Raw genomic sequence first — 14,486 nt, forward strand, 5'->3', positions numbered from 1 at the left:
AGTAATAATTGTGGTTCTGGTTATCGCAACAACAATAACGCGGGCAACGACAACAACAACAACGGTTTTCGTGTAGTATGTTTGTAGTAGCAGCACTCCTTAAAGATCAGAACTGATGAAAGGGATTTCATTAGGCGTATAAAGAGGAGTCCAGACTTATTCCAGTGATGGCAACATCCAAAAATAAAACCAGATAAAGTGGCTTAGTAGGCAACGCCGAAAGGTCGCTTTATCCTGAAAATTTGATAAAAGTTATAATAAATAACAAGTATGTACAGGTTAGCTTAAAAAACAAAACCGGACAAAAGCCAGCAAATGTTGGGTTTCCTAGCGTCAACCCAACCTACCTGATTGAATGTTTTTAGCTTAACCGACAAGTATTGCCACCCTACGTGTATGTTCAACACTCAAATAGGAGTCCTATAGTTGGGTATTGATAGGGACTTATGGAAAAATTAAACAATCAATCCGCAATGATTGGGGTGTCTTTTTTTGATTCATTTAACTTACCATCTGAAGAAATTGCTGGTAATAGCTCTTTTTTACTAACTGATTTGCAGACAACACGGTGGATTGAATCGGGTACGATCGCTATCTTTGCGGTAAAATCAACAGGAGAACGCCGATATCTATTTAGTGCGATCGCTGGAGAGTTACTTTTAGGTATTGAAGATCCTACATTTGAATATCAAATCCTAGCTGTAGCCATTGAACCTAGTCAATTAAGAGAACTTACCTTAACTCAATGGCAAACAGTACAATCAAGGGAATTAAATGCCTTAATTCAAACATGGCTTAATCACCTAACAACAGTCTTTCCCCAGCAAAATAGTTCTTGGTTATTGCAAGACTACACATCTGAAGCGGAAATTTTTTTACTACAAATCCATCAACAATTTCTTCAACAACTTGCAGAATTAGAACAACAGGAATATGCTATCAAACTTGCCCAATTTGAGCAAAGACAGCGACTCAATCAAAGTGCATTAAACTGTGCTGTAAATGTTTTTTCCTCAGTTCTCCAACCAATTAAGTCTAAACCATTCATCGGTGATCATGATTTACTGATAGCAGCAGAAGCCGTAGGACGGGCTTTAGGTATAGAAATTCGCTTACCTGTACAGTCCGAAAAATCACAGTGTCGCCGTGATCCCCTGGAGGCGATCGCCCATGCTTCCCAAATTCGCACCCGTCGGATATTTTTGACCAAACACTGGTGGAAACAAGACTGTGGACCCATGTTAGCCTACCTAGAAGCAGATCATCGTCCCGTGGCCATACTGCCCAAAAGTCCCAATCGCTACAAACTTTTTGATCCTCAAACAGGCACAGATTATCCTCTCAATGCTTCACTAGCCAATCAACTATCTTCCACAGCGTACATTTTTTACCGTCCGTTTCCAGAAAAAATTAAGTCTGCTTGGGAAGTGTTTAATTTTGCCGTTTATGGACGCAAACGAGATGCGATCGCACTAATTCTCAGTGGTATCATTGCCACCTTGCTGGGAATGCTTACTCCTCAAGCCACAGGGATAATCATCGATCAAGCTATCCCTAATAGTAACAGGGGTTTATTGCTGCAAATTGCCATCGGCTTAATTGCGGCCAGCTTTGGTATAGCCATTTTTCAATTCACCCAGAGAATAAGAACATTGAGATTGCAAACTTTGACCAATTCCACAATCCAAGCAGCACTTTGGGATCGGTTACTCAAGTTAAAAATTCGCTTTTTCCGTCAATATTCCACTGGACAATTACTCTCCAGAGTAGCCGCTATTAATCAAATTCGCCAAATTCTCGGTACTGCTATTGTCAAAACTTTATTTAACAGTATTTTTTCGTTATTAAACCTGGGATTATTATTTATCTACAACTTCGCTCTGGCTTTAGTTGCTATAGGTTTAGCCAGTATTACTATCCTAATTATGATCACAGCCGCCCATCAAACTCGCAAAAAATTACGTCTTTTAGAAGAAAATCAAGGTCAGTTATCAGGAATATTAGTAGAAATGATTGGAGCAGTTTCTAAACTACGGGTTGCCGGTGCTGAAAATCGAGCTTTTGCCTATTGGACAAACCATTATCGTCAAAAATTACAGTTAACTTTGCATATCCAGTGGATAGAAGATATGGTTTTAGTTAGCAATCGCTTATTAACTGGAATTAGTCCATTATTGATGTTTGCGATAGTTGTTACTATGATTCAACCAGCCCTATCTATAGGAACTTTTTTAGCTTTTAATGTGGCTTTCGCCATATTTATTCAAGGTGTAACTAATCTCAGTAATACCCTGATTGATATTTTAGAAATTGGCATTCTCTGGGAAAGAGTCTTACCAATTCTGCAAGCAGAACCAGAAATAAGTACAAATAAAATAGATCCTGGTGTCTTGTTAGGTAACGTTACCCTAGAAGAAATTGTATTTCGTTATCGACCCGATAAACGACCAGCCATTAATAATATTAGTTTAACAGCCCAAGCTGGTGAATTTATTGCTCTAGTTGGTGCTTCTGGTAGTGGAAAATCTACCTTAGTAAGACTGCTTTTAGGTTTTGAAACTCCTGAATCTGGGAAAATTTATTATGATGGGCAAGATCTATCAGAATTAGATATTGGGACAGTACGGCGACAGTTAGGTGTAGTGTTACAAAATGGACGGATTCATAGTGCTTCTTTGTTTGAAAATATCGCTGCTGGTGGTTTAATTACAATAGATGAAGCCTGGGAAGCGGCAAGAATGGCGGGTTTAGCAGATGATATTCAAGCTATGCCGATGCAAATGCACACTATTATTTCTGAAGCTGGTTCTAATCTTTCTGGTGGTCAAAGACAACGGTTACTAATAGCGCGATCGCTCGTTCTCAAACCCAAGATTCTGATTCTTGACGAAGCGACCAGTGCGTTAGATAATCACACGCAAGCGATCGTCACTGCCAGTCTAGACCAACTGTGTGTCACCCGCATCGTTATTGCCCACCGTCTTAGCACTATCCGCAAAGCTGATCGCATCTATGTTTTAGATCAAGGTCAAGTTATCCAACAAGGAACTTTTGATCAACTTGTATCCATCCCAGGGCTTTTTGCCCAATTAATGAGTTGTCAACTGCCAAGGTGAGTGAAATGCAATACGCCCTACCCCTTGACTCCTAGTAGTCTGTAGGGTGCGTCAGACAGAATAATTTAGGCTAAAATCACTAATTTTAAGTTTCTGACGCACCTTGTTTCATCTAAATTAGTGCGGTGCGTCAGATAGAAAAAATCTATTGTTTGCTAAATTATCGGGTCTGACGCACCCTACAAGAGATAAAATCCATCATCCTTATGGGTAACTCCTAGTAATAACTCAAGTTGCTAGTTATTAATTTTTCGGATATTTTGTAGTCTGTAGGGTGCGTCAGACGGAATAATTGAGGCTGAAATGACTAATTTTAAGTTTCTGACGCACCTTGTTTCTAGCAACTTACGTTAATATTTCGCCAACAATATCAAAATCGCGCCCCTCCATCTACATCTATCACACCACCAGTGAAGTAGTCGCATTCAATAATAAAACGCGCTGCTTGCCAGATTTCATAGGGTTCAGCGATGCGTCCAAGGGGTATATTTGCAGTCATTTCCGCTAAAGCCTCTGGTGATACCCGACTGAGAATAGGGGTATTCGTTAATCCTGGCGCTATACCTGCTACCCGAAAACCAAAGGGAGCCAATTCTAAAGCCCATGTGCGCGTATCTGCATCTAATCCGGCTTTAGATGCACTATAGTTAGACTGACCAGGATTACCTGATCTAGTAACAGAAGAGATATTGATAATTAATGCCGGAGAGATATTTTGCTCGATCGCTAAAGCTGCAAATTCTCGCGCCATAAAAAAAGCACCGGTTAAATTTACATCAATTACCCGCTTCCATTGTGCCGTGGGCAGTTTCCGTAACCAACCATCTTCTTCTCGTGTAACTAATAACCCATCTCTCAGAATACCCGCATTATTAACTAGGGTATTAGGATAACCAATCTTTTCACAAGCCAAGGATATAAATTCTTTAACACTCGATTCATTTGCCACATCAAGTTGCAAACCCTCGATTTCTCCTGGTAGTTCCACAGCCTCCGCTGTCAAACTCTTCAAACCGTCTACATCTAAATCACCACCAACAACTTTAGCCCCGTTACGAGCCAATTCCAGCGCCATGCAACGTCCAATACCACTGGCCGCACCGGTTACTATAGCTTTAATATCTTCTAATTTCATCGTCCTTCCTGTTAATCATGATAACTTTCCCCCTCGTTGAAATACCTGGGTTATGTATAAAAATGTGTTAAATTTAGAAGGCGATCGCCTCATAGCAAACTTATTGTATGTCTAAACTTCTAAATTATTTTAGTTTGTAGCATTATAAAAATTTATTTTTTTTATACGTGAAGTCAGAACTATGATATTGTATTCTGTGGAAGGTGCAATAGTAACTTTAAAAACTAACCACATACTGAGCCAATGTTCTTTGAATCTAGAGATTTTGACTTTATTGCGCCTTTAGAAGCCAACTGGCTACTAATCCGCAAAGAATTAGAACAACTTCAGCCCCAAAACTTTATTGATTGGCCAGAAAAAAATATTTATAACCAAGGGTGGGAAGTTTTTGGATTATATGCTTTTGGACGGAGATTAGAGGAAAACTGCCAATTGTGTCCCCAAACAACTAAACTAATTGAGAGCATACCGGGGATGATGTCAGCCGGATTTTCTTCTTTAGCGCCAGGAACCTATATTGGACCTCATTTTGGTGCAACTAAAGCCGTTCTCCGTTGTCACTTGGGTATATTTGTACCTGATGATTGTGCGATTCGGGTAGACCAAGAAACCAGAAGTTGGCAAGAAGGAAAATGTCTAATCTTCGATGATACTTATGAACATGAAGCCTGGAATAAATCTGAGCAAACGAGAATCGTCTTACTAATCGACTTCAAAAGACCAGATTCCACTTTAACCGAACCAATGACAAACAATCAAGCAATTGACGAAGAGTATTGGTTAAATATCTTATCTGAGGTTGAAACATCAAAATAATTAATCATTCAGTCAGTATTAATCCATCAACTGTTAATTTATGATGAGATTATCCTACTTGAACAGCAAAATTGTGACTTAGTGATTATTAACCAAAAGTTAATATTGATTAACTATTAATTAACCTTGGTGTTTGATGTATGGAAGTTTATGTTTTACCTCTCTCTCTTTCCCAACGACAACTATGGTATCAGGAAATATTATCGCCTGGCAACATAGCTTATAATATTCCTATAGCTTTACATTTATCAGGTAATCTAGATCGGGTCGTTCTAGGAAAATGTTTTCAGGAAATTATCAACCGCCATGAAATTCTCAGAACCACCTTTGCCTTAGAAGAAGGCGAACCTGTACAATTAATTCATGCAGAACAGGAATTTGATCTAGAAGAAAAAATCATAGAATTATCTTTAGATCAAAAAATACAGGAAATCTTAGAAATAGAATCTCGTCAACCCTTTAACCTCGTTACAGGTCCATTGATGAGAGTGATTTTATATCAAATATCATCACAGGAGCATATTCTGTTAGTAAATCTCCATCATATCATCAGTGATGGTTGGTCTTTAGGGATATTTGTTCAAGAACTAACGCAACTTTATACTGCGGCTATTCAAGGTTCACAAATTACCTTACCAGACTTACCAATTCAATATGGAGATTATGCAGAATGGCAAGAAACCTGGTTACAAACACCGACAATTCAACAACAATTAACATATTGGGAACAAGCTTTAGCTGCACCTTTGCCAATTCTTGATTTACCTTTAGACAAAAATCGTCCTACATCACAAACTTTTCAAGGTGCGGTGTTGCGCGAACCTCTATCAATAGATGTTATTCATTCTTTAGAAGCATTAGCCACAGCAGAGAGTGTCACATTTTTTATGGTGACATTAGCAGTTTATCAAATTCTCCTATTTCGTTATTCTGGTCAAACTGATATTATTGTTGGTAGTCCTTTTGCTAATCGTAGAAAAAACGAAATAGAACACTTAATTGGTTTTTTTGTTAACACCTTACCCCTGCGTTGTAATTTTACGGGTCAACTTTCATTTAGACAATTGTTGCAGCAAATCTCCTCAACTTGTGTAGAGGCTTTCGCACATCAAGATGTTCCTTTAGAACTAATTATTGACAAACTAAAAATCAAGCGTGATCCCGTCCATCCACCAATTTTTCAAACCCTTTTTGCCCTCCAAAATGCACCCATTGGCGAAATTAAATTACCAGGAATAACTGTCAAACCCATTTATTTGGATAATGGTGGGGCTAAATTTGATCTCAGTTTAATGCTAGAACCTGGATCTGAAGGATGGATAACAGCACTAGAATATAATACTGATTTATTTACAGCAGAAACAGCCCAAGAAATATTAACACATTATCAACAACTTTTAACAGCAGTTATCAATAATCCTGATACTCAAATTGATGTTTTACCTTGGTTAAATAGGGAAGAGAGAAAAGAACTTTTAGCATTAGGTTCTATTTCCCAAAATATAGAAGTTGAACAGACAAATTTAATTAATATTTTCACGAAAACCGTCAAAAATCATAGCGATATAATTGCTGTAGTTGACTCAGAAACAAAATTAACTTATCAAGAATTAGATCAACGTACAAATCAATTAGCTGCACTATTAAAACAAAAAGGAGTAACTACAGAAACAAAAGTAGGGATTTTTCAAGAACGTAGTTTAGAATTAATTATTTCTATTTTAGCAGTTTTAAAAGCTGGTGGAACTTATGTTCCCTTAGACCCTCAATATCCAGCAGAAAGGTTAAATTTTATTGCTGAAGATAGCGGCATTAAGTTACTTTTAACAAAAGAATCATTATTATCAGAAATTCCAGCAGCAATTTCCGAAATTATCATACTTGATAAAATAGAACTTACAGAAAACATAAATAATGTAAATCTTACTTCTCAAATTCTACCCGAACAAACAGCTTATATCATCTACACCAGTGGTTCTACAGGACAACCAAAAGGTTGTTTGGTCAGTCATAAAAATGTTATTCGACTGATGAAAAATACTCAAAAATGGTTTGAGTTTAATGATCAAGATGTTTGGACAATGTTTCACTCCTTCGCATTTGATTTTTCAGTGTGGGAAATGTGGGGAGCATTATTATATGGTGGTAAATTAGTAATAGTTCCTTATTTAGAAAGTCGTTCTCCCTCTGCTTTTAGAGAACTTTTACAAAGAGAAGGAGTAACAATTCTCAATCAAACCCCTTCAGCTTTTCGGCAATTAATCCGTGCTGACGGAGAATATTCTGAACGATTAAATAGTTTAAGAGCAGTTATTTTTGGTGGAGAAGCATTAGAATTACAAAGTCTTAAACCTTGGATTAAACGTTATGGTGAGAGTCATCCACGTTTGATCAATATGTATGGAATTACAGAAACTACCGTTCACGTTACTTATCGTCAGATATTAGCAGAGGACATTTTAGAAAATCGCGGTAGTGTGATTGGTGTACCTATTTCTGATTTATCTTTATATATATTAGATAGTGCTTTTGAACCTGCACCTTATGGAGTTGCAGGAGAAATTTATGTAGGAGGAATGGGGGTATCTAGAGGATATTTGAATCGTGCTTCTTTAACAGCACAAAGATTTATTCCCGATCCTTTTAGTCAACAACCAGGAGCGAGATTATATCGTACTGGAGATTTAGCAAGAAGGTTGAGAAATGGTGATATTGAATATTTAGGACGTTGTGATTTACAGGTAAAAATACGCGGATTTAGAATTGAATTAGGGGAAATTGAAGCAGCTTTAGCATCATTACCACAAATATCAGAAGCTGTAGTAATTGTTCACTCATCTGTAGAAAATGAGCAAAGGTTAGTAGCTTATATTGTAGCTAATGCAAATATTGATCGGAATGAATTACGGACAGCATTAAAAGAACGTTTACCAGATTATATGATTCCCGCAGCTTTTATGTTGTTGGATGCAATACCTTTAACTGCTCAAGGTAAGATTAATCGTTCAGCTTTACCCTTACCAGATTGGAATCAAGCAACAACAAGAAAGAGTTTTACACCTCCTCAAACTGATGCGGAAAAAGTTTTATGTGGCGTTTGGGAACAGGTTTTAAGTATAGATAAAATTGGGATTGAGGACAATTTCTTTGATCTAGGTGGTGATTCAATTTTAGCCTTGCGAGTGGTGACAGAAATGCGTCGTCAAGGTTGGATATTAACACCCAAGGAAATTTTTCAAGAACAAACTGTGCAAAGATTAGCCATGGTAGCACAGATACAAAATTGTGCTATATCACAAAATCAGATTGCTACGGGTGAAGTTCCTTTAACTCCGATTCAAAAATGGTTTTTTGAACTTGATATTCCTAACCCTGATCATTGGAATCAAACTTTATTGCTGGAAGTGCATCCATCTTTAGAAGCATCACAAGTTGCAACAGCGTTACAGGTGATTTTTTCCCATCATGATAATTTCCGGTTACGGTTTACAAAAGAAGCGGAAAATTGGCGACAATTTTATGTAGAAAAAGATGTTACTTTGGCTTGGGAAATAGTTGATTTGGGGTTAAGAACCGAAGTTGAACAAAATGCAATCATGGGGGAGGTGAGAGAACGAGTTGAGCGATCGCTCAATTTAAGTAATGGTCCCCTTTATCGTGTAGTATGGTTTAATCTCGGTGAACACTGTCCAGCACAGCTATTAATTGTTATTCATCACCTGATTATTGATGGTGTTTCTTGGCGGATTTTACTGCAAGATTTAGTAGAACTCATTAGCGGTAGTCAAATTTCCCCAACTACTTCATCCTGGCAACAATGGAGTCAATTTTTACACAGTTATATTAATTCCCCAAATATCCAAACAGAAAAACAGTTTTGGTTAAATACTCTACAAAAAGAAACCGCAAAACTACCTCTAGATTTTCCCCAATCTGTAAAAGATAACCTAGAGTCTTCTGTGAAAACTGTTAGCTGTCAATTAACCACAGAACAAACTCAAATATTGTTAACAAAAGCTAATAAAACCTACCGCACCCAACCCCAAGAATTATTACTTGCAGCTTTAGCAAAAACTTTAGTAACTATCACTCAACAATCCCACATTCAAATTATGATGGAAGGGCATGGAAGAGAAGAATTATCTGCCGATTTAGATATTACTCGCACCTTGGGTTGGTTTACTACCCTTTATCCATTCAGTTTGGAATTACCAGAGATTAATTTAGCATCAGAAATTATTAAAACTGTTAAAGAACAATTGCGTAATGTTCCTCAACGTGGCTTTGGTTATGGAATTTTAAGATATCTTGAACAGGGAATAGGGTCTGAGGAAAATTCCAAGTTCTGCAATTATCAACCACCAGAAATTAGCTTTAATTATCTCGGACAAGTGAGAAATGAAAGCGGTAAAAATCAACTATTTCGCTTATTAAATTCTGAGGTAGCGCCAACAAGACATCCCCAAGGTGTGCGTCCCCATATCATTGATATTAATGCCATTGTTGTAGAAGGAGAATTGCGTGTTGATTGGTTGTATAGTTGCAAATTGCATCAATCAGCAACAATTATTCAATGGGTAAATGAATTTAAAAATAATCTTCTAGAAATTCTCAACCACTGTACAGAAATAGCTGTAGGTGGATATACACCATCAGATTTTCCCTTGGTGAAAATCCAGCAATCAAAATTAGATATTATTCAAAATCAATATCCCCAGTTAGAAGATATATATCCCCTTTCACCATTGCAACAAGGAATGCTATTTCATGCAATCTATGAACCAGAACAGGGTATTTATTTTGAACAGGTAACAGGAAAAATTATTGGTAAATTCAATATTGATAATTTTGATTATGCTTGGCAAGTTGTTGTCGATAGACATCCAATTTTACGCAGTGCTTTTGTTTGGGATCATCAAGACATACCTCTGCAAATCGTTAATAAATCGCTCAAATTTTCAATTATTCAAAAAGATTGGCGTGATTTATCACCCACACAACAAGAAACTGAACTTCAGCAATATTTAATCACAGATAAACAACAAGGATTTAGTTTAAATCAAAGTCCTTTAATGCGGTTTACTGTGATTCGCTTAAATGATTCTACTTGGCAATGGTTATGGAGTCATCACCATATTATCCTTGATGGTTGGTCATTACCAGTTATTTTTAAAGAAGTCCTGACTATATATCAATCAATTTGTCAAAGAGTTGCCCATGCTTTACCACCTGTTCCCCCTTATCGCCATTATATTCAATGGTTAGCAGGTCGGAATCAGCAAAAATCTAAACAATTTTGGCAACAACATTTAGCAGGTATTTCTACATCCACTCGTCTAAATTGGGAAATTTCTGAATCAGAATTTGATCATAATTTACCTGCTTATCAAGAAGTAGAATTACGTTTGAATGTATCTGAATTTGCGTTATTGCAAAAGATGGCACAAACCCAGCGATTAACATTAAATACTATTGCTCAAGGTGCTTGGGCAATGTGTTTACAAAAACATGGTGCGGGGGAAGATGTCATATTTGGGGTGACGGTTTCTGGTAGACCACCAGAATTAGCAGAAGTGGAAAATATGGTAGGTTTATTTATTAATACTCTACCGATGCGAGTAGAAATTAATCCGAGTTTATCTGTTGCAAATTGGTTGCAAAATATTCAACAGCATCATGTAGAAATGCGAGAATATGAATATAGCAAATTAACGGATATTCAAAAAGAATGTAATTTATCTGGTTCAGCTTTATTTGAAAGCATTTTGGTGTTTGAAAATTATCCTGTTGACCAAAGTTTAAAAGAACAAGTCCAGGATTTTCGAGTTGATGATATCCAGTTTTATGAAAGAACAAATTACCCGTTAACAGTGGGGGTAATTCCCGATCAAGGTTTATTATTAAAGCTGAATTATCAAACAAAGTTTCTGTCTATCAATGCCGCAGAAAATTTAATATCACGCTTTAAAAATATAATTATTAATATGGCTGAACAGCCAGAAGTAATGTTAGGGAAAATCCAGGCAGTATCACCAACAGAACGGGAAGAAAATATCAAACAAAGTCAAGCTAATAGCAATAATTGGGGAGATTTTCGCCCTAGTCATCAGTTATTTGAAAATCATGTAGATTTACAACCTAATCAGGTGGCATTAGTTTGTGATGATGCTAATATTAGTTATGGTGAATTAGAAAAACGCGCTAATAGTTTAGCTGCAAAATTATTAGAAATAGGTATTGGTGATGAGTCTATAGTGGGGTTATATTTTGACCATAGTATTGAATATATTATTGCTTTGCTGGCAGTGTTAAAAGTTGGTGCGGCTTTTCTACCTTTAGATCGCAATTATCCTGAAAATAGATTGAAGTTTATTGTAGAAGATAGTCAAACGCGGTTGATTTTAACTGAGGAAGTTATAGCACCGGGATTATTTCCAGAAAATGTGAAATTGCTGGCTATTGGTGAACTGGATTTAACATTAAATACAGCACGGTTGAATTTAAAAGTTAGACCGGAAAATCTGGCTTATGTGATTTATACATCTGGTTCTACAGGTAAACCAAAAGGTGTTTTAGTTCCTCATGGTGGGATTCAAAATTTGGTACGCGCTCAAACTGCCAGTTTTGGAGTGACAGAAACAAGTCGAGTTTATCAATTTGCTGCTTTAAATTTTGATGCAGCTATTTCCGAGATTTTTATGGCTTTGGGTAGCGGTGCTACTCTATATTTACGATCGCAAGCAAACCGTTCTCCCAGTGCTGAACTGTGGAAAAAATTGACGAGTTGGAAAATTACTCATGTCACCCTTCCCCCTTCTTTGGTAGCGGCGATTAATACCGCAGATTTACCAGAATTGCAGACTTTGATTGTAGCTGGAGAGTCGGTTTCAGGGGATTTATTACGCCGTTGGAGTGTCAATCAACGCAGATGTTTTAATGCTTATGGTCCAACAGAGACAACAGTTTGCGCCAGTTTGATGGATTGTAGCAATTTGTTAGGAGAAGTGAGTATTGGCAGTGCGATCGCAAACGTTGAAATTTACCTCCTAGATTCATTTTTAGAACCGGTTGTCCCTGGTGTAATTGGGGAAATTTATATTGGTGGTATCAGTTTAGCGCGGGGTTATTTACATCGTCCTGACTTAACAGCAACGGCATTTATTCCCCATCCTTTCAGCAAAACACCGGGAGCGAGACTTTATAAAACAGGCGATCGCGGCGTTTATGATCTGCAAGGCAACATCCGCTTTATGGGTCGTCAAGATGCCCAGGTCAAACTTAACGGATATCGGATCGAATTGGGCGAAATTGAAGCGGCTTTAACCAGACATGAAACCGTAGATAGCGCCGTGGTCATGCTGCGTCAAGACTTACCCGGACGTAAACGCATAGTTGGTTACGCTTTAGCACCGCAAGACAACCCACCAACCAGCCAAGACTTAAAAGATTACTTAGCCCAAGTTTTACCAGCTTACATGATTCCCAGTGTGGTGGTATTAGTTCCAGCTTGGCCACTTACCCCCAACGGTAAAATAGACCGCAGACTTCTACCAGCGCCCGAATTATCACAAACAGAAGCGATCGCTAAAACCCACACAGAAGAAATATTTGCCCAAATTTGGACAGAAGTGCTAGGAATAGAAACCGTCAATCCCCAAGATAACTTTTTTGAATTAGGGGGAGACTCAATTATTAGCTTACAAATCGTAGCGCGTGCGCGTGCATCTGGCTGGGAAATCAACCCCAGAGACATTTTTGAAGCTCAAACCTTATCTCGACTAGCTGCGATCGCTAAACCATTCGCGCAAAAACAAGAGATCATCGAGCCGTTAAACGGTATCATTCCCCTTTCCCCCATTCAAAACTGGTTTTTTGCCAAAAATTGGACCCATCCCCACCACTGGAATCAAGCCATAGCCTTGAATTGTAACGAACCCTTAAACATAGATGCCTTCATCCTAGCCTTAGACGCTGTAGTTGCCCATCATGACATTTTTCGCGTTGGATTTTCCCAACAACAAGGACAATGGCAACAATTTTATACAGGAACTGCTCAAACTCCCCCTTTGCAGATTGCAGACTTTAGCCACCATCCACCGCAAACACAGCGAGCAGCTTTAACCGCAATTGTAGAAACAGAACACTCCAGTTTTCAATTTGATCATCCGCCCTTGCTGCGATTTTTATATGTTAGCAACTTAATCGAATATGGTAACATCCTGTTTATATTTGCCCATCATTTAATTATAGATGGCGTATCCTGGCGGATTTTATTAGAAGACTTAAACCAAGCGTACCAACAAGTCTTAGATCATCCTGAATCCTTGCAAGAGAGAGGTTTTTCCATAAATAATCAACCTATTTCTTTACCTCCCAAAACATCCTCCTATCGCCAATGGACTACATCTTTACAAACCCTATCTAACTCCAGCGAAATTATCAAAGATATCCCCTTCTGGCAAAACATTATATCAACTCCAGTTTCCCAATTACCTGTAGATTTTCCGTTTATTGCTAACAAAAATACAGTAGAAAGTACAGCCATCCTATCTAGTCAACTATCTCCAGAAGAAACAAATACTCTGCTCAAACAAACAACCACAACCTATCATGCCAATATTCAAGAAATCATGTTGGCAGCCTTACTAAAAACTCTCGCAGAAACTTACAAATCTGATCATTGGCTAATAGATTTAGAAGGACACGGCAGAGAAGAACTAATCGAACAATTGGATATTTCTAGAACCATTGGTTGGTTTACTTCTCTTTACCCAATTTTGCTACAAAAACCCAGCACCAATACCGAGCAAGATACATTAATCAAAGCCATCAAAACCCAACTCAGAACCATTCCCCATCATGGCATTAGTTTCGGATTATTGCGTTATCTCAGTCAAAATCAAACTTTACAGGAAACCCTTAAAAATGCCAACCAAGCCGCCATCAGTTTCAATTATTTGGGACAAATTGATAATTTACCAAAAACAAATCACCGATTTACTATCAGTCATGCTCCCACAGGAACAGGATTATGTCCGCAACAAGAACGTCCCCATCTTTTAGCCATTAACGCTCGCATTCAAAATGAATTACTACAAATAGAATGGTCTTATAGCCAAAACATCCATCATTCACAGACTATTAAATATCTAGCAGAAAATTATCTTTACAACTTGCGATCGTACCTCACAGATTCAACAGCTACTAATTCCTCATTTTACAGTGCTACAGACTTTCACCTAGTTAACCTATCTGAAAACGAACTAGATTCGATTTTAGAAGATTTAGAATAACAAGGAGTGATATCTCATGTATTTAGACCACATTCTAAATTTCTTTATCACTTTGCGGCTACCCTGCGGGATATGCCTCCGGCACGTTACACGAACGCTAAGAGCGATTGCGCGAAACTAAATCTA

The 14,486-nt window shown here is 37.7% G+C and carries 4 protein-coding genes; 3 read left to right on the top strand and 1 reads right to left on the bottom strand.

The features are described from left to right. Positions 1–446: 446 nt before the first annotated feature. Positions 447–3,116: an NHLP bacteriocin export ABC transporter permease/ATPase subunit gene (locus VB711_RS00155; protein ID WP_323283646.1), complete on the top strand. Its 2,670-nt coding sequence runs from the start codon at positions 447–449 to the stop codon at positions 3,114–3,116. A gap of 370 nt (positions 3,117–3,486) precedes the next feature. Here the strand turns inward: VB711_RS00155 and VB711_RS00160 are convergent, their stop codons facing one another. Next, entirely contained in the window at positions 3,487–4,251 is a 765-nt protein-coding gene (locus VB711_RS00160) for an SDR family oxidoreductase (RefSeq protein ID WP_323283647.1), read from the bottom strand. A gap of 243 nt (positions 4,252–4,494) precedes the next feature. Here VB711_RS00160 and VB711_RS00165 point away from each other — a divergent pair, with 243 nt between their 5' ends. Together VB711_RS00165 and VB711_RS00170 are read left to right on the top strand one after the other, a co-directional pair. Beyond that, complete coding sequence (locus VB711_RS00165) at positions 4,495–5,067, top strand: aspartyl/asparaginyl beta-hydroxylase domain-containing protein (protein WP_323283648.1); 573 nt, start codon at positions 4,495–4,497, stop codon at positions 5,065–5,067. 140 nt (positions 5,068–5,207) lie between these two features. Continuing rightward, entirely contained in the window at positions 5,208–14,360 is a 9,153-nt protein-coding gene (locus tag VB711_RS00170; RefSeq protein WP_323283649.1) for a non-ribosomal peptide synthetase, read from the top strand. Positions 14,361–14,486: the final 126 nt, after the last annotated feature.

Source organism: Cronbergia sp. UHCC 0137 (assembly GCF_034932285.1).
Lineage (GTDB): Bacteria > Cyanobacteriota > Cyanobacteriia > Cyanobacteriales > Nostocaceae > Cronbergia.